Here is a 17,934-nt window from a genome sequence, read left to right on the forward strand (position 1 = left end):
CGAGCCCCGATGACCGGTTGTCATCGAGGCTCGTCGGCGGCCCGGCGTGGGGGTCTTCCCGGGCCGCCCTCCATCACAGGTCGATGAAGATGGGGTTGGTGTAGAACCACGTGTCCAGCCACGGGTCGCCGTCGCCGGGCGTGTGCGCGACCGGGCCTCGCGGGTCGATCGCCTTGCCCAGCAGGCCGGGGCCGTTCCGGCGGCCGTCGCTGCCGCGCAGGCGCAGATAGCCGGGCTCGCGGACCGGGTCGATCGGGATGCGCAGCGTGAACGTGCCCTTGCGCCCGGCCGTTCCCACGCTGCGCGTCACGCGTGTGGCGGGGGCGCGCCACGTGCTCCTGTCGGCGGCGGGTCCCCGTACGGCACCCTGAATGACATCGACGTGGGCCAGGGAAGGCACCACGTTGTGCAGGTTCGGCCGGGACGCCGTGGTCACCGTGACGAGCAGCGTCAGCCTCTCGCCCCGGCGCGCGCGCAGGCGCCCGCCCAGCGTGGCCGATTTCGATCCCCCGACGAGCCGGACGTCGATGGCGTCCAGCAGCTGGCCGTGGTCGACCCAGACGCGGCCGGCGCGCAGCCCGTCCATCACCTCGCGGTAGCCGTAGCGGGTCACACCCACATGCGTACGGCTGAACTGGCCTGGCCAGAAGTCACTGCCGGCCTGCGGCGTCGCCGTCGGCACGGGGTCGGGCAGTTTGCCGGTGTTGTCGAAGTTCTGCCCGGCCGGCCAGTCGCCGTTGCGCCACGTGTCGTACACGGTCCGGTGGTTGTCGGAGTTGGACGTGATGGAGAAGAGCTTGCCCTCCGCGAGCATCGCGTCCCACATGCCACCCACGGTGGCCGTCATCCAGTCAAAACCGCCATAGGTCACGTACGCCTCGGCGGGGTACCCGGGCCAGGACTGGTCGGACGGCTTGTTCTCGTACTCGCCGCGGATGCTGGTGGCGCCGCGCCATCCGGGCAGGGCGGCGCCCTGTGCGCCCGGCGCGCCCTCCATGCCGATCATGATGCTCGGGTCGGCGTCGCGCCATCCGCGCAGCTCGGACGGCGAGTCGATGCCGAGCCGGGACGGGTGGTTGGCCAGCACCAGCACGTCCGGGACGTCGCCGGCGCGCTTGCGGGCGGCCAGCCACTTGATCGCCGCGACGGCCAGCGCCTCGTTGTCGGCGGTGGACGTCGTGCGATTGAGGAGCTTCCCGTCGTACGCCAACTCGAAGTCCCGCAGGATCGTCGCCTCGTTGGCACCCGGCGCGGTGAACACCGTCGCGTGCTCGGCGCCCGGGATGTACCACTCCAGACCCTGGAACAGCAGCATGCGCGGGTTCTCGGCGCGGGCCGTGACCACCTCCGCGTGCTCGGCCAGGGCGCCGCCGGCGGTGGCGTGCCCGATGTTGCTGTGCTCGGTCATGACCATCCAGTCGAGACCGAACTGGGCCGCCCGCATGGCCTGCTGACTGAACGTGTATTTCGCGTCGTGGCTGTACACCGTGTGCACATGGTGGTCGCCGGCCAGATACGCGAAGTCACCGTCGTCCGGCGCCGCATGCGACGAGTGAGCCGCCGCCGGTGACGGAGCGAGAGCACCGGCCGCCGCGAAGCCGGCCCCGAACAGCCCCGCGCTCTTGAGGATCCCCCGCCGCGACACGGCCTGCGCGTCCAGCGTCGACTCGGGAACCTCCGGATCGGCCCACTCCGGCAGCGTCTGATCGCTCGCCATGCCCACTCCCCCTCGATGATCATGAAGCAGAGGGTCACTCTGCTCACCCCAGCCGACGGACGCCCCAACACCGGGCTAACGCCGGAGGGCGCACAAATGCACGAGGCGTCCGCTAGGTTGTCGATCATCATGGGGACCACCACGAACGATTTTGATCAGCACGAGCGCACCCAGTGGGCGGGCCGGGCCGAGGCCTTTCAGGGCAGCTTCGCCGCCTTGTGCGCCCACCCCGCCGGCCCGCTGCTGGACGCTGCGGCCGTCGAGGCCGGCACCCGGGTGCTGGACGCCGGCACCGGCACCGGCACGGTCGCCGCGCTGGCCTGGGCCCGCGGCGCCCACGTGGTGGCCGTCGACGCCGAGCCGAGCATGCTGGAGCTGACCGCCCGCCGCGTCCCGGCCGCCGAGATCCATCAGGCCGTCCTGCCGGAGTTGCCGTTCGCGGGCGGCTCCTTCGACGCCGCGGTGGCCAACTTCGTCGTCAACCACGTCGGTGATCCGACGGCGGCCGTCCGGGAGCTGCGCCGCGTGGTGCGCCCCGGCGGCCGCGTGGCCGTGACGATCTGGCCCCATCCCGCGCCGCCGGCGCAGCAGCTGTGGTCCACCATCTTCGACGCGGCCGGCGTCGAACGTCCCGCCGACCTGCCCCGGCTCGCACCGGACAAGGACTTCCCCCGCACCACCGAGGGCCTGTCCGGCCTGCTCCGGCGGGCCGGTCTCGCCGGCGTGACCGGCGAGATCCTCGCCTGGATCCACCGCACCGACCCGGAGTCGTGGTGGAGCGGGCCCGCCAACGGCATCGGCTCGCCCGGCGCCGTGATCCGCCGCCAGGACGCCGGCACCCTCGGCCGCGTCCGCGAACAGTACGACCGGCACACCGCGGCCCACCTCGACCGGGACGGCCGGCTCGCCCTCCCCACGGCCGCTCTGCTGGGCGCCGGCATCGCACGCTGACAACAGCGCCGGCATCGCACGCCGACAACCAGCACCGGCATCGCACGTTGACGACCGGCGCCGGTCAGCTTTCCGTGGTCAGGTGGACGGCCTCGTAGGCGCGCAGCACGAAGGTCGGGCGCTGGACCGGCTCCTCGGCCAGGGCCAGGTGCGGAGCATGGTCGAGCAGGGCGGTCAGCGCCGCCCGCAGCTCCAAACGGGCCAGCGGCGCGCCCAGGCAGAAGTGCAGGCCGGCGCCGAAGCCCAGATGCGGGTTCGGGGCGCGGGTCACGTCGAACCGATCCGGGTCGGTGAAGACCAGCGGGTCACGGTTGGCCGCGCCGAGCAGGGCGGCGACGGACGCCCCGGCCGGGATCGTCACGTCGCCCACGCGGACGTCGGCGGCGGCGGTGCGGACGAACATGTGCAGCGGCGGGTCGTAGCGGATCATCTCCTCGGCCGCGCTGTCGATCAGGGAACGGTCGGCGCGCAGCCGGGCCAGTTCGGCCGGGTGGCGCAGCAGTGCGACCACGCCACCGCCGAGCGCGTTGACCGAGGCCTCGTGGCCGGCGTTGAGCAGCAGGATCGCCGAGGCGACCAGCTCGTCGGGCGAGAGGTCGCCGGCGGCCATGTGGCTGATCATGTCGTCTCGGGGGCCGGCCGCGCGGCGGGCGGCCAGATGGCGCAGGTAGCCGGTGAACTCGCGGCACGCGTCGAGGGCGGCCGCCTCGTCGGCCGGGGTGCGCGTGACCTCGTACATCCGGACGATGGCGGCGGACCACGGCCGTAACCACCGACGGTCCTCGGCCGGGACGCCGAGCAGCTCCGCGATCACCTCGACGGCGAGCGGCTCGGCCACGTCGGCCAGCAGATCGAATGTCGTGCCGGCCCCGGCCAGCAGGGCGGCGGCCGAGGCGGCGATGGCCGGTCGCAAGCGGGCGACGTGTCCCCGGTTGAAGGCCGCGGCGACCGCCGACCGGAGCCGGGTGTGCGCGGGCGGCTCGTTCTCCATCATCTGGTTGCGGTGCAGCAGGTTGAACGGCTCGTACTGCGGGGCCGGCTCCCGGTCGGTCCACAAGCGGCCCAGCCGGCGGTCGCGCAGGACCGCGCCGGCGGTGGCGTGGCTCGCGGCCAGCCACTGCCCGGTCGGCTCGTGCCAGCTCAGGGGCTGCCGCTCACGCAGGGCGGCCAAGGCCGGATAAGGGTCGCGGACGAAGCCGGGATCGGAGAAGTCGAGCACCCCCGCACGGTAGCCGGGAGCCCGGCCACCGTGCGGGAACGCGATCACGCGACCGGCGGGAAGAGGTCGTCGAAGACGGCGCCCCGGTCGAAGGTCATCGCGTGGTCGCGGGCGCGCTTGGCCAGATCCTCCTTGTCGGACTCCGACATGTCGAGCACCGCGGTGTCGATCGCCTCGGCCAGGGCCGTGATGTCGCCCGCCTCCACGATGATCGCCGTGTCGCCGACCGCCTCGCCGGTACCGCCGGTGAGCGTCGTGATGATCGGGCCGCCGCCGGCCAGGGCCTTCTCGGCCAGGGCGATGCCGAACGTCTCGACGAAGTCCGGTTCCGGCTTGGTCGGCAGGGCGTACGCCGCGCAGCCGCGCATGAGCAGCGGCTTCTCCTCGTCGTCGACGTCGGTCAGGAAGATGATCTGGTCGTCCTCCTTGGCCATGGCCTGGACGTGCTCGAGCGCCGGCCCGGTGCCGGCCACGACCAGCTTCACCTTGTCCCGGGAGCGCATCTGCCCGTACGCGATGACCAGGTCGTAGATGCCCTTGGCCCGGGCCACCCGGGACAGGAACAGCACGTAGCCGCCGCGGGTCAGCCCCCGCTTGGCCAGGGCCGCGTCGACCGCGTCCTCGTCGAGGTCGAGGTAGGCCGACGAGTCGATCGGCGGATAGCTGACCGTGACGCGCGACCGGCACTGATCGGCGAACGACGTGCCGCACGCCTCGTCCACCTCGAGAGCCGAGGCGATGATCTCGTCACGGGTGTACTCGGAGACCGCCACCACCTCGTCGTTGGCCAGGAAGGTGGTGAACAGGACGGTGGCCGCGCCGAAGCGCCCCTCGCGCAGGCACGAGCGGATCACGTTCGTGACGTCGGAGCCGACCGCCTTGGCGACGGTGTGGACGTCCGGGGCGAAGCCGGCCGCGCGTGCCGAGTTCACGGCGTCCACCACCACCTGCGTGTGCGGCACCAGATACATCGACAGGCACACGGTCGGAACCGGGTCGGCCAGCAGCTCGACCAGGCGGCCGGTCAGCCCGGCCAGATGCCGGCCGTCCGGCACCCGGTAGTCACCGACGGCCTCCGGCCGTTCGACAGTGATGCCGTCGCTGTACGGCAGGAGGCGGTCCAGCGGCTTGAGCGGCAGCCCGGCGGACTGCAGCACGCCGATGGGCCAGGTCAGCAGGCGTACGTCGGTGAAGCCCCGGGTCAGCGCCACCTCGGCGAGGTTGCGGGCCTCGCCGGAGTGGCCGCAGATCACCGGGTCGGCACGGACCACGATGACGAGTCGGCGATCGGGCTGGGTCAACGTTCCTCCGGTGGTGGCGGGTCGGACAGGGAGGGCGGGCGGTTCCCGCGTCCCCAGTTCGTCGGCTCCGGGCCCAGCCGCAGGTGCAGCCGGCCGCCACGGTGCACGGTGGCCGCGCTCAGGTGCGTGCCGTGCAGCGGTTCGCCGTTCAGGGTGGCCGATTGGACGTACTGGGCCGGAAGTTCGCGGTCGAGTCCGTCGCTGCCGATCGGGTTGTCCCGCAGGCCGCTGGTCTCGACGACGAACTCGCCGCCCGGCATCTGGATGGCCGCGCGCTCGAAGGCCGGCGCGTTGACCAGGAACTGCTGCTGCCCGGCGACGGGGAACAGGCCGAGCGAGGCCCACACGTACCACGAGCTCAGGCCGCCCGAGTCGTCGTTTCCGGGCAGGCCACCCGGCCCGGTGCCGAACTGCCAGGTCAAGGCCGACTGCACGATCTCGGCGGTACGTCCCGGACGGCCGGCCCAGTGGTACGCCCAGGGCGCCTCCATGTCGGGCTCGTTGTTCAGGCCCTCGAAGCGGTTCAGCGCGTATCCGGCGGCCATCTCGGCCGGCCGGGGACGCCGCCCGGGCTGCGTGACCGGGTCGGCGCCGTAGCCGAAGAACCGGTCGAGCTTGGCCAGGAACGCGTCGTCGCCGCCGGCCAGGGCGATCCGGGCGGCCATGTCGTGGGTCAGCCGGAACGAGTAGTTCCACTTGCCGCCCTCGTAGAACTCCGAGTCGCGCAGCAGCCCGGTGGCCGGGTCGAACGCGTTCACCCAGCCCTTGGCCTTCTCCTCCAGATCTTTGGCCAGGCGTTTGTCGCCCAGCGCGCGGGCCACCCGGGCCGTGCACTGATAGGCGTAGGCCAGGTCGAGGGTGTGCGTGATCGGGTGGACGACGCCGTGCTCGTAGAAGTCCTCGCCGTACATGCGCCGCAGGTCGTCGACCATGTGGACCAGGGCCCAGGCCCAGTCGATCTCGGCCCGGCCCAGCGCCTGGGCGTCGGCGATGGCGGTGTGCGCGAGCGCGCTGGCCTGCCGGAAGAAGCGGTCGGCGCCGCGGGCCATCCGATATCCGATCGGGAAGTTGCCCTCCTCCTCGCAGACCCGGATGAGCGACTCCAGCAGATCGGCCGAGCGTTCGGGGGCGATCGCGGCCAGCAGCGGCAACTGCGTCTTGTAGATGTCCCACATCGTGCAGACGTCGAAGGCGTACGGGCCTGAATTGGGCCAGAACGGGCTTTCGTCGTCGGCGAAGCACGGCTTGATCAGCGAGTGGTAGAGCGCCGTCGAGAACACGGTGCGGCGGGCCTGCGTACCCCCGTCGACCTTGACCTTGTCCAGATGCTCACGCCAGCGGGACCGGGTCGCCGAGCGGACCCGGCCGAACGACGGGCCGTCCTCGCCGCACTCGCCGCGCAGGTTGTCGCGGGCCTGGTCGCAGCCTCGCAGCGAGAAACCGAGCCGCACCTCGACGGTCTGCCCGGCCCGGGCGTTGCCGCGGAAGAGCATGCCGAACGGGCGCAGGTTGGTGTGCCGGATGCTGTCGAAGTCGAGGCGGGTGCCGCCGTCGATCAGCCGCCGGTCGTACCACAGCATCTGCCGCCAGCCGGGCGCGTCGACCTCGGCGTACACACTGAGCGGCACGCCCTCCATGACCACGGTGCCCTGGGCGCGGCCCAGGCCCATGCTCTCGACCTGGGCCCGCAGCGGAACGGTCCGGCCCAGCTCGACCGCGAGACCGCCCATCGACATGTCGATCACGACGCGGCCGCTGCTGCTGGCCGGGAACGTGTACCGGTGCACGGCGACCTTGGCCCCGACGGTGATCTCGCAGCGGATGCCGGTGTCCAGGGTGGCCGCGTAGTAGCCGGGCGAGGCCTCCTCTCCGGACAGGGCCCACGACTGGCCGAGCTCGTCGAGCGGCTGCACCATCGGGGTGACCCGGACGTAGTTGTAATACTTGCGGATGGCGCCGGTGCCGGACTGCTGGAAGTGGGTGAACCCGGAGGCCTGCAAACGGTCGAACATCTCCTCCGGCACCCCCTCGGTGTTCTTGCTGTAGAGGCCGTACCCGGTCGGGTACGCGCCGGAGTAGGCGCACGCGGACACCATGCCGAGCGGCGAGGTGGCACCCGGATGGGTGTTGCCCACCTGCGGTTTGGGCCACCACCAGGTGGCGGCCAGTCCGTGCGGCGCCGCCAGGTCGGTCGCCGCGGTTCCGATGAAGGGGTCGACGTTGTCAAGAATGGCGGGACTCTACCCATCGCTAGGTTCGGAGGAGGTTTCCGTCAGGTGAACTCCGCCCGAGAAGTTGATCAAGGCAATCGCTCCTACGTGAGATCATTCTGTCGTGAATCCGCCTGGTTGAACCGCGCCGTTACCCATTCGGGCAGGGGTGCTGATGGCGCGATTCTGGAAACATCGGGGCGTGGCTTCGGAGTACTCCCTCGGCGTTGACCTGGGCACGACACAGACCGCGGCGGCGGTGCGCGAGAGCGACGGGCGGGTCGATGTCGTACGCCTCGGCACGCGCCGGGCCGAAATCCCCTCACTGGTCCTCGTGACGGCCGAGGGCGGCCTGCTGATCGGTGAGGCGGCCGAGCGGCGGGGCCAGGCCGAACCGGACCGGCTGGCCCGCGAGTTCAAGCGGCGCATCGGCGACCCGGTGCCCATCCTGGCCGGTGGGGTGCCGTTCTCGGCCCACGCGCTCACCGGCAAGCTGCTGCGGCACGTGCTCGACACGGTGGTGCGGCTGCGCGGCGGCCCACCGTCCACGATCACCCTGACCCACCCGGCGAACTGGGGACCGTACAAGAGGGAGCAGTTCGACCAGGCGGTCCGGCTGGCCGACGTGGGCCCGGTCCTGTTCCGCACGGAGCCGGAGGCGGCGGCCCTGCGCCACGCGACGGCGCGCCGGGTCGGCCCGGGCGAGACGGTGGCGGTCTACGACCTGGGCGGCGGCACGTTCGACGTGGCGGTGCTGCGGCGCGAGGGCGACGACTTCGTGCTGCTGGGCGAGGCCGAGGGCATCGAACAGCTGGGCGGCGCCGACTTCGACGAGGCGGTGTTCGGCCACGTCCTCGAGGTGCTGGGCGACGCGGCGGGCGACCTCGACGGCGACGATCCGGAGGTGGTGACGGCCCTGGCCCGGCTGCGGCGCGACTGCGTCGAGGCGAAGGAGGCGCTGTCGTTCGACACCGAGACGATGATCCCAGTGGCGCTGCCGGGCCTGCACCGGCAGGTGCGCCTCAACCGCTCCGAACTGGAGTCGATGATCGCCCCGGCCCTGTCCGACACGATCGACGCGACCCGCCGCGCCTTGCGCGGCGCCGGCGTGACCCCCGGCGACCTGAGCGCGATCCTGCTGGCCGGCGGCTCGTCCCGGATCCCCCTGGTCGCCCAGATCCTGACCGACGAGCTGAGCCGCCCGGTCGCCGCCGACCCCCACCCGGAACACAGCGTGGCCCTGGGCGCGGCTCTGTCCGGCGCCGCGACAGCGGTCCCCCCGCGCCGAAACACCACAGTCCCGGCCGCCGAGCCCGCAACCCGCACCTCACCGATCCCCGCGCCGTCGCCCGCCGCCCCGACGTCTCCCACGCCGCCGGCCACCGCGCCGCAGCCCTCCACATACGCCTCGTCCGCGCCGCCGGCCACCGCGCCGCAGCCCTCCACATACGCCTCGTCCGCGCCGTCGGCCACCGCGCCGCAGCCTTCCGCGCTCGCCTCTCCGACGCCGCCAGTCGCCACGCCGCCGCCGGCCACCGCGCCGCTGCCTTCCACACCGCGGCGGGCGAGCTCGGCCGCCGCGGGCGTGCAGTTCACCCGGGGTGCAGCCTCCGTGCCCGGCACCTCCCCCATGTCCGACACTTCGGAAATGTCGGGTATAGGGGCGCCCTCGGAGACGGCAACGATGCCGGGCGCCGTGCCCTCGGAGACGACAATGATGCCGGGCGCCGCGTCCACGGAGACGGCAATGATGCCGGGCGCCGCGTCCACGGAGACGGCAATGATGCCGGGCGCCGCGCCCTGGGACACGGCAACGATGCCGGGCGCCGCGCCCATGGCTCGCACGCCGGTCTTCACTCCTCCGAGCCAGCAGGGCGGATACGCGCCGGTTCAGGAGCCGCGGGCGCCGATCATGCCGGGTGATCCCTCCCCCAAACGGCGCAACAACCGGCTGCTCGCGATCACCGGCGCCTTCGTGGCCGTGCTCGTCGCGGCCGGGACGGCGGCCTACATCGCGTTCAGCCGGGACGACGAGCCCGAGAAGACCAACGACGACGCCTTTCAGAAGAGCAGCGTCGCTCCCGTGGCCTACCCGACCGACAAGAAGATCCTGGTCCGGGTGGACACCGGTGACGACTCCGGGCCGGGCCGGATCTCGAAGATCTACGCCTTCCAGCCCGGCGACGACACCCCACGGACGCCCCTCGCCGGCACCGAGGCCGGTGACGTCCTGCCCAAGTGGTCGCACGACCGCCGGCAGATCGCTCTCACCCACAACACCGGCACCGCCAGCGAGATCTACGTGATGAACGCGGACGGCACCGAGCGGCGGAAGATCATCGACGACGCGCCGGGGCGGGTCGCCTGGTCGTCCGACGACAGCAAGCTCGCCTTCGTCAAGAAGGTCGACGGCGTCACCCAGCTTTTCACCATGCCGGTCGACGGCGGCCCCCACAAGCAGCTCACCTTCTCCAAGGACCCCAAGGACGACCCGTTCTGGTCGGCCGACGGCAAGGCCATCGCGTACTGGGTGCAGCGCGGCGGCGTCAAGCAGATCTACGAGCTCGACATGGCGAACATCAAGGAGCCCGGCCGCCAGATCACCACCGCCGCCATGGGCCAGGCCAACGACCCCGCGCTCTCCCCCGACGGCACCCAGGTGCTGTTCACCCGCGAGGGCGAGAACGGCGACTCCGACATCTGGATCGTCGGCCGCGACGGCAGGAATCCCCGGCAGCTGACCGACGACCCGTCCCGCGAGCAGGATCCGAGCTGGTCACCGGACGGCGACTGGTTCGCCTTCGCCCGCGGGCCCTACGAACGCCCCAGGATCGTCCTTCTCAAGGCCGACGGCACCGGCGAGGCCGTCGTCACCAAACTGGGCCAGCGTGAGGCCCATCCCTGCTGGTTCTGAGAGCCAGTAGCCCTTCACACGTACGGGTCACCGCCCGCGCCGCGGTTTTGAGGTCGCGGGCGGAGAGCGGATGCTCGGCGATCCGCTGCCACTTCGACCGGGCCGCCCGCGCCTGTTCGGCCACGTCGCCGTCGGTCGCGGCCGGGGACAGACCCAAGCGGCTGTACGGGTCGATGCCGCTCCCGCCGATCAGCCGGTCCATCTCGGCCAGCTGGTCGTCCTTGGCCGGCACGCGGCCCGCCCGCACCATCCGCAGCAGCCGCAGCTCGGTCAGCTCGTGCGCCCCGGCCCGGATCCGCTCCGCCTCGACCGCCGCCCCCGACCCGGGCACCACGCATTCGTCGAGCACGGCCAGCGCCGAGCGGGCCTTCAGCACTTCGGCCCGCCCCGCGAACTGCGCGGTCAGCACCTCACGCAGCCGTCCGATGCCGCTCTCCTCGGTCAGGGCCGCGGCCAGCCCGGGCGCGTCGCCGACCGCACCGTCCTTGATGAGGCGCACGGACAGCCGTACACCGAAAAGCCCCAGCCGACCCAGAAGCCGCCGCCGCTCCTCGCCGGAATCGGCGAACCGGTCGGCCGTGAGCAGCAGCTCGATGACGTCGTCCATCGGCAGCGCCGCGACCTGGCCCAGCAGCCGGAACTCGTCCTCGCGCAGCGTCGCCCCGGCCGCGCCGAGCAGACCCGCCACCGGCACGATCACCGGGCACAGCCGCCGGAGCCGCTCGTCGGCCGCGTAGCGATCGGCGATCCGGCCCGCCGCCGTCATCGCGTCCAGACGGCACCCACCGATCTCGTCGGCCCGGGACAGCACCCCGACCGCGTTGACCGGCGTCCCCTCGCTGATCCCGTCGGCGTGGAACGACTCCAGGAAGCGCACGTCGCTGCCGTGCATGTGCCGCAGCAGGTAGAGCACGGCGTCGGTCTGAGCCGCCCGTTCCCCTTCCGCGTCCAGGAAGGCCATCGTCCGCAGCGACACGTCGGCCGACAGCGACGCGATCCCGGGCGTGTCGATCAGCGTGTGCCGCCGCAGCCGCCCACTGGGAAGACGTACCTCCAGCTTCTCGATCTCTTCCGCGGGCCGCCCCAGCGAGATCTCCAGGGCCCCGCCGCGCCGCGAGAAGGGCCGGGAGTCAACAGATCCATCACTCCCGTACGCCGTCACGGCGTACCCGGGACCGTCCAGGTACCAGGTGACGACCTTCGTGCACTCGCCCGCGTCGGTCGGCGCCAGCTCCTCACCCACGAGCGCGTTGAGCAGCGTCGACTTCCCGGCCTTGACCCGCCCCGCGATGGCCACCCGCAGCGGCTCGTCCACTCGGGCCCGCGCCGCCACCAGCCGCGCGTTGCCGGTCTCACCCACCGCCCGGTCGAGCAGACCGCGCACCTGATCCAGCAGAGCCGGGTTCACGCGGCCAGTCCGTCCAGCTTGCGGCGCTGCTCGGCCAGCGCCTCCATGCGCTTCTGCTTGTCCGCCTCCGACAGGTCGGCCGCGCGGTGGGCGGCCGCCCTCGACGCGGTCGCCGAGCGTTCGATCGAGCGGGCGCGCCCGGTGAACTCGTCGCGGAGAAGGCGCTGGGTCCGGCGTACGGCCTCACGGCAATCGCGACCCAGGTGAAAGCCCACGTCGTCGATGTATTTGCGCAGCTCCGACAGCGCCAGCTGGCGGCGCTGGCGCACCTGGCGCTCCTTCTCCATCTTCATCATCCGCCGGCCCAGCGTGAGACCCGCGATCAGCCCGAGCGGCGCCGCCCAGGCCACGCTGAACAGCGCGCCGACCGCCCCGAGCAGGTAGAACCCGCCGTACGAGACGCGGGCGGCGGTGAACGCGCCCAGGAACTGCTGCATGCGGGTCTGGTGGAAGCTCACGTCGAGCACGGCCGCCTTCGACAGGGCCAGTTCCGGCGCCGGCAGGTCGATCTCCAGCTGGTCGCACTCGAGGCCGAACCGCTGCGCCACCTCGGCCGCCAACTGTTCGGTGCGGCCGACCAGCAGCATCAGGTTGTCGGCGGCGGCCGCGGCGGCTTCGCGGGCGGCCCAGGCCTGGAAGTCCTGCCACGTGTCGCGCGGATCCGAGCCCTCGAGGACCCCCTCGCCGTCGCGGATGATCCGGCGCAGCCGTTCGCGCAGGTCGTGGTCGACGTCGGCCGCCAAATCCTGGATGCCGTCGCCGAGGACCGTCTGCCACGTGCCGTGGGCCAGGTTCGCGCTGCGGCGCGCCCGTTCCTCGTACCGCTGGACCGCCCGCGGCACTCCCCGCAGAGCCGCCCCTTCGGCGTCGACACGCTCGCGGAGCCGCTCGACCACGAACGACAGCTCGGCCTGGGCCGCCGCGACCTTGTCCTTCATGGCCGCCTCGAGGACGTCGCGGCGCAGCAGGTCGACCAGGCGCGGATAGCCGGACTCCTGGTTGAGCGCGGTGTCGTCGCGGGCCTGGGCCCGGGCCCGCAGGAACGACGAGACCGGCACGATCGGGACGTCCAGCCCGGCCCGTTTCAGGTGGCCCTCGTTGATCTGGGCGATGCGGCGCCACTCGACGTAGAGGTCGGTCTTGGTGAGGACGCAGAAGGTGCGGGGGCAGCGTTCGGCCGTACGCCGGAGAAACTCGACCTCCGGTGCGGTGAGCTCCTGGGCGGCGTCGGTGACGAAGAGCGCGGCACCGGCCGAGGGCAGCAGCGCGAGGGTGACGTTGCCCTGGGCCGAGTCGAGTCCACCCACCCCCGGCGTGTCGACGATGGCGAGCCCGGCGCCCAGCAGACGCCGGTCGAGCCGGATCTCGATCGGCTCGTCCAGATGGTCCCGGACCGAGGTGAGCTCGATCGGCGTTCCACCGGCCCACGCCGCGGGCGGCTGCCCGTAGCGCAGGGTCATGGGCGCCGCGGTCACGATGTCGGCGTCGACCGGGCAGACGTCGGTGCGCAGAAGGGCATTGACCAGGGTGCTCTTACCCTGCTTGAACTCGCCGACGACGGCCACCGTGACGTCGGCCGCGCGCAGTTGCGCGGTGGCCCGGTCGATCCGCTCGACCAGGTCGACTTCCCCGCTGCCGGCCGCGAGCGCCCGCGCGCCGGCCAGCTCGCCGAGCACGGTCAACGGCTCTCCCCTGCCTCACTCACAGCGACCGACCGCACGACCCTACACAGTGGCGGCCCTTGGTCGACCCCTCCACTCGGACGGATTTCCGACATGCGCCCGGCCAACCCAATGTGCGATGTTGTGCGCCGAACCACCACAGACCCTCCGCACGCGCCGCCGGAACGGCACCCCGCGCGGCGCGTGCGGAGCCCGTTTCACGCACGCCGCGCAGCGAAGCCATTGTCACGCGCGCGGAGCCCACTTCACACGCGCCGCTCGTGCGCAGCCCGTTCACGCGCGCGGAGCCCACTTCACACGCGCCGCTCGTGCGAAGCCCGTTCACGCGCGCGGAGCCCACTCCACACGCGCCGCTCGTGCGCGGCCCGTTTCACGTGCGCGGCGCGTGCGGAGCCTGTTTCATGTGCGCGGAGCCCGCTTCACGCGCGCCGCTCGTGCGGAGCCCGCTTCGCGCCCAGGTCCCGGCCGGCGTACAGCCCCGTCTCGGCCGTGACGCCTTCGCCCGGCCTGACCAGCACCCGGACGGTCGGCCTGGTCGCCGTGTGGGCGTCGGTCGTCGCGGCCCGCACCCAGCCCCCGAGCATGGACGTGGTCACCGGCGCCAGGTCTTCGCCGCGGCGAACGCCGACCGCATCACCGTCCCACCGCCGGCCCCTCCCGCTTGACGCGCAGCCGCAGCCCTCGAGGACGGAGCCGTCGCGGATCAGCCGCGCCTCCGTTCGGTCCACCTCCCGCGAAATCTCGAAATCGAAGCGCCAGTGATCGTCGCCGCGCGGTGAACAACGCGGAGGACGGCCACCAATAATCGTTGTGGCAGCCCCACTCCTGCGCGGCTCCGGCCGACCATGAAATCATGCCACCGCCGCGTGCGCGTTCACAATATCCGGCCGACCGGAAATATGTCTTCCCGTCCGCCTCGCCGCAATCATCAAGAGGCATGATCGTTCCCTTGCTGACGATCTTCAGGGTGCGGGATAATGGTTCATGGCGCAGCTGGGGTTCTTTTCGAGGTCGGTAATCGCGGCGATGAGGGATTGGTCGGGAGTGCCGAGTCATTCGCCGGAGATGGTGGAGTTCCGGCGCGCTCACGCGGAGCGGCGGCACTGGGGTCTGAAACGACGCCATGCGCTGAAGTTGTGCCGGTTGCATGGTTGCTCGCGGGCGTGTGGTGAGTTGGGCCTGCATGACCCGACCGAGCGCATACCACCTCTGATATGGGATGACGACGTCACCTGGGTGCGGTGCCCGGGCCCCGGCGGGCCCTCTGACCAGGCACGCACGCCGTCGACCGCGCCTGCCCGCCCTTCCGGAAGGACAGTTGAGGCGGAAGCGAGGCCCGAACCGACCGCGCCGCCCAAGGCGGGCGGCCAGCCCGAACCAAGAGCTCAAGCCCAGGCGGCCGGCCAGTCCGAACTCACGCACCAATCCCGGACAGCCAACGAGCCCGAACCAGCAGCACAGGCCCAAACAGCCGACCAACCCGAACCCACGCACCAAACCCAGACAGCCGACGAGCCCGAACCAGCAGCACAGGCCCAGACACCCGGCCAGCCCGAACCCACGCACCACGCCCAGACAGCCGACCAACCCGAACTCACACACCAGACCAACCCGCACCAGCAGCACAAGCCCAGACGGCCAAACGACTCGAGCCCACGCACCAAACCCAGACAGCCGACCAGCGCGGGACCCATGCACCAACCCAGGCGGCCGACCAGCTGGAAGCAACCGCTCCGCCTCGGGCGGCAGCCCAGCCGGCGCCGTGGGCATCGCCCGGGTCGGGAGCCCGGGCGAAGGTCGCACCTCGAGCCGAGTCGACCAGGCAATGTGTATTCTCTCGCCTCGACGTGAATCGCGGCCATTGCGGCAGTCGCGCCATCCGGAATCGACCATTTTGGGTGATCAAGGTGGCGGCACACTTTGCGAGAGAATGCGGTCCGGCAGCGTCACGAAATTGTCGCCTTCGCCGTCTGAAAGTGAACTGCGTGCGTCGCGCGGAACCTTTCAGATCGTTCGATTCGACCACCGAAAACGCTCACTGGAATAGGCGGGTTTTGTGATCAGACGGCGGCTCGGAGGGAGGCCAAAGCCGTGCTCCAGGCGACCACCTGGTCCACGGTGCGGTCCAGGGTTGTGGCTGCTCGCTCGGTGGGTTTGAACGTTGTCAAGTTTTCCCATTCGGTGAACAGGTTGAGCGTTACCTGATGTGCCACGTCGGCCATCTGGAGGGCGCCCGCTGTCAGGCGTAGCTGTTCGGCTGCTCGGGCGCCTCCGTCCACGCCGTACGAGACCAAGCCCACCGCCTTGTTGGCCCACTCGTGGAAGAGGTAGTCCAAGGCGTTCTTCAACGGGGACGGGACGCCGTGGTTGTATTCCGCCGTGACCAGGATGTAGCCGTCGTACGCGGCGATCGTCGAGGACCACGTTCTGGTGTGTTCGTGTTCGTAGGCGCTGGAGAACAAGGCCGGGGTCGGCTCGTCCAAGTGTGGGAGGGGGTGGTCACGGAGGTCTATCAAGTCGAACGACGCGTCCGTGCGGGGTGCGACTCGGGAAAGGATCCAGCGGGCCACCTCCTCGCCGCGACGGTGTGGGCGGGTGCTGCCGAGGATGACGGCGATCCGGGTCATCGGGTGTACTCCTCGTAGTCGACGGCCGGCGCTGTGCCGGTCAGCGGGGTGGTGTCGTGGTAGCGGACCTCGTAGACGCGCTCGGTGAACTTCCAGCCGTCGCCGGTGCGCCGGTACTTGTCGTGGTAGATCGCCCAGTTCAGCTCAGCCTGGCCGTCGCGGGCTCGGCCGATCTCCTGCATGTACGTGCGGCCGGCCGCGGTGTCGCCGTCGAGGCTCAGGTGGCCGGGGTGGCTGTTCTGCACCAGGAACTCGACGAGCGACGGCACGCGGCGGCCGAAAGCGCGCATCTGGTCACGCCCGATCAGCTCGGCCGGGATGTTCGGCATGCGCAGCGCGCCGTCCTCGGTGAACAGCGACGCCAGCCGGTCGTAGTCCCGGGTCATGGCGCAGTCGGTGAACTCGCCGCGCAACGCCTCGATTTCGACGCGGTCGGCGATCTCCTGAAAATCGGTCATGGCCGTACGACGAAACGGGCCCCCGAAATGTCAGGACCTCACATCCTGGGTGGCCGTCTCGTCGTACCGGTGAGGGGGAATTGATGATCGAGAACGAGCGGCGGCGGCTGACCAACCTCGCCTACCGGATGCTGGGTTCCCTGGCCGAGGCCGAGGACGCCGTGCAGGAGACGTACGCCCGATGGTTTGCCCTGCCGGAGAAGCAGCGGGGGCTGATCGAGTCGCCGGCGGCCTGGCTCACCCGGGTGGCCGGGCGGATCTGCCTCGACCAGCTCGGCTCGGCCCGCGTGCGGCGCGAGCGCTACGTCGGCGAGTGGATCCCGGAGCCGCTGCCCGGCCCCGATGACGGGACGCCGGCCGACCCGGCCGAGCGGATCACCCTGGACGAGTCGGTGACCATGGCGTTCCTGGTCGTGCTGGAGTCGATGACGCCGGCCGAGCGGGTGGCGTTCATCCTGCACGACGTTTTCCGCTATCCGTTCGCCGAGGTCGCCGACATCGTCGGGCGCACACCGGCCGCGTGCCGGCAGCTCGCTTCCTCGGCCCGCCGGCGGATGGGCGCCTCGCGCGCTCCGGCGGTGCCGGCCGCGCGCCAGGCCGCCGTCGTCCGCGACTTCAAGCGGGCCTGGGAGGCCAAGGACATCGGCGCGCTGATCGGGCTGCTCGACCCGGACGCGACGGCCGTGACCGACGGCGGCGGCCGTGTTCCCGCACTGCTGGAGCCGCTGACCGGCGGTGAGCGGATCGCCCGGATCTGGGCCGACCTGGCGTCCCGGGCCGGCGACTTCACCATTGTGGAGCGTTCGGTCAGCGGCCGCCCGGGCCTGGTCGTCGAGGTCGGCGGCGAGGTGGTCACGGTGTATTCGTTCGAGGTCGCCGGCGATCGGATCACCCACATCTGGGCCGTGCGGAACCCGGAAAAGCTGCGCCCGTGGAAGCGCTATCGTGCGCTCATGGCCGAGACCCAGCGCAAGCCCGTGCCCCGCAACGACGACGGGGAGCTCGACACCGCGATCGCCTTCCTGGATTTCGCCCGCGAGTCCGTCCTCAAGAAGGCCGAGGGGCTGAGCGACGAGCAGCTCCGCACGGCGCTGGTGCCCACCGGCACCAACCTGCTCGGTTTGATCGCGCATCTCACCGACGGTGAGCGGTACTGGTTCGCGTACACGGTGGCCGGCGAGAAGATGGACGAGCCCGACTTCGGCATGGCGGTGCCGGGCGAGGTGGGCACGGCCGAGGTGATCGCCACCTACCGGGCCGCGATCGAGCACAGCAACGCCGTCGTCCGGGCCGCGGCCGACCTCAGCACGCCGGTGCACCACCCGGTGGACGGCCAGTTCCTCAGCCTGCGGTGGGTGCTGGCCCACATGACGAGCGAGACGGCCCGGCACGCGGGGCACGCCGACATCCTCCGCGAGCTGATCGACGGGACCACCGGCCGATAGCG

Annotated in this window: 12 protein-coding genes; 3 read left to right on the top strand and 9 right to left on the bottom strand. The window is 71.6% G+C overall.

Annotation, left to right across the window (positions count from 1 at the left end):
- Positions 1-73 precede the first annotated feature (73 nt).
- The gene (locus ACQP2X_RS25070; protein WP_498700751.1) at positions 74-1,717 is read right to left on the bottom strand and encodes a histidinol-phosphatase; all 1,644 of its coding nucleotides are present in this window, start codon (positions 1,715-1,717) and stop codon (positions 74-76) included.
- A 129-nt stretch (positions 1,718-1,846) separates the two neighbouring features.
- Here ACQP2X_RS25070 and ACQP2X_RS25075 point away from each other — a divergent pair, with 129 nt between their 5' ends.
- Positions 1,847-2,668: a class I SAM-dependent methyltransferase gene (locus ACQP2X_RS25075; protein WP_498700753.1), complete on the top strand. Its 822-nt coding sequence runs from the start codon at positions 1,847-1,849 to the stop codon at positions 2,666-2,668.
- A 64-nt stretch (positions 2,669-2,732) separates the two neighbouring features.
- On the opposite strand, the gene ACQP2X_RS25080 is transcribed toward ACQP2X_RS25075, so the two are convergent.
- From ACQP2X_RS25080 to ACQP2X_RS25090, 3 genes are read right to left on the bottom strand one after another with little or no spacing between them, the layout of a single operon-like run.
- On the bottom strand, positions 2,733-3,887 hold the full coding sequence (locus tag ACQP2X_RS25080) for a cytochrome P450 (RefSeq protein ID WP_498700754.1): 1,155 nt from the start codon (positions 3,885-3,887) through the stop codon (positions 2,733-2,735).
- Between the two features lie 44 nt (positions 3,888-3,931).
- Positions 3,932-5,188: a glycosyltransferase gene (locus tag ACQP2X_RS25085; RefSeq protein ID WP_498700755.1), complete on the bottom strand. Its 1,257-nt coding sequence runs from the start codon at positions 5,186-5,188 to the stop codon at positions 3,932-3,934.
- Entirely contained in the window at positions 5,185-7,419 is a 2,235-nt protein-coding gene (locus tag ACQP2X_RS25090) for a glycoside hydrolase domain-containing protein (protein ID WP_498701032.1), read from the bottom strand. Before ACQP2X_RS25090 ends, ACQP2X_RS25085 begins: the two co-directional genes overlap by 4 nt.
- Before the next feature lie 181 nt (positions 7,420-7,600).
- Here ACQP2X_RS25090 and ACQP2X_RS25095 point away from each other — a divergent pair, with 181 nt between their 5' ends.
- A complete protein-coding gene (locus tag ACQP2X_RS25095) occupies positions 7,601-10,312 on the top strand; it encodes an Hsp70 family protein (RefSeq protein ID WP_498700756.1) in 2,712 nt (903 codons plus the stop codon).
- Here the strand turns inward: ACQP2X_RS25095 and ACQP2X_RS25100 are convergent.
- The 5 genes from ACQP2X_RS25100 to ACQP2X_RS25120 form a co-directional block, all read right to left on the bottom strand.
- Entirely contained in the window at positions 10,269-11,720 is a 1,452-nt protein-coding gene (locus ACQP2X_RS25100) for a dynamin family protein (protein ID WP_498700757.1), read from the bottom strand. The genes ACQP2X_RS25095 and ACQP2X_RS25100 overlap by 44 nt on opposite strands.
- On the bottom strand, positions 11,717-13,396 hold the full coding sequence (locus tag ACQP2X_RS25105) for a dynamin family protein (RefSeq protein WP_498701034.1): 1,680 nt from the start codon (positions 13,394-13,396) through the stop codon (positions 11,717-11,719). The genes ACQP2X_RS25100 and ACQP2X_RS25105 overlap by 4 nt, the downstream gene beginning before the upstream one ends.
- Before the next feature lie 425 nt (positions 13,397-13,821).
- Positions 13,822-14,130, bottom strand: a complete 309-nt coding sequence (locus ACQP2X_RS25110) for a hypothetical protein (protein ID WP_498685948.1) — start codon at positions 14,128-14,130, stop codon at positions 13,822-13,824.
- A gap of 1,332 nt (positions 14,131-15,462) precedes the next feature.
- Positions 15,463-16,029 carry an NADPH-dependent FMN reductase gene (locus tag ACQP2X_RS25115; RefSeq protein WP_498685950.1) on the bottom strand — a complete coding sequence of 189 codons (567 nt, stop codon included), beginning with the start codon at positions 16,027-16,029 and terminating at the stop codon, positions 15,463-15,465.
- Positions 16,026-16,487 carry a nuclear transport factor 2 family protein gene (locus tag ACQP2X_RS25120; protein WP_498685951.1) on the bottom strand — a complete coding sequence of 154 codons (462 nt, stop codon included), beginning with the start codon at positions 16,485-16,487 and terminating at the stop codon, positions 16,026-16,028. The genes ACQP2X_RS25115 and ACQP2X_RS25120 overlap by 4 nt, the downstream gene beginning before the upstream one ends.
- 83 nt (positions 16,488-16,570) lie before the next feature.
- Between ACQP2X_RS25120 and sigJ the strand changes: the two genes are divergently transcribed.
- Positions 16,571-17,932: an RNA polymerase sigma factor SigJ gene (gene sigJ, locus ACQP2X_RS25125; RefSeq protein ID WP_498685952.1), complete on the top strand. Its 1,362-nt coding sequence runs from the start codon at positions 16,571-16,573 to the stop codon at positions 17,930-17,932.
- Positions 17,933-17,934 lie beyond the last annotated feature (2 nt).

It is taken from the genome of Actinoplanes sp. CA-131856, assembly GCF_050956135.1.
GTDB lineage: Bacteria > Actinomycetota > Actinomycetes > Mycobacteriales > Micromonosporaceae > Actinoplanes.

What these genes read in the sequence shown, in the direction of transcription:
- ACQP2X_RS25070 (WP_498700751.1), bottom strand. Translation starts at nt 1,717, where the DNA reads ATGGCGAGCGATCAGACGCTGCCGGAGTGGGCCGATCCGGAGGTTCCC.
- sigJ (WP_498685952.1), top strand. Translation starts at nt 16,571, where the DNA reads ATGATCGAGAACGAGCGGCGGCGGCTGACCAACCTCGCCTACCGGATG.
- ACQP2X_RS25115 (WP_498685950.1), bottom strand. Translation starts at nt 16,029, where the DNA reads ATGACCCGGATCGCCGTCATCCTCGGCAGCACCCGCCCACACCGTCGC.
- ACQP2X_RS25120 (WP_498685951.1), bottom strand. Translation starts at nt 16,487, where the DNA reads ATGACCGATTTTCAGGAGATCGCCGACCGCGTCGAAATCGAGGCGTTG.
- ACQP2X_RS25075 (WP_498700753.1), top strand. Translation starts at nt 1,847, where the DNA reads ATGGGGACCACCACGAACGATTTTGATCAGCACGAGCGCACCCAGTGG.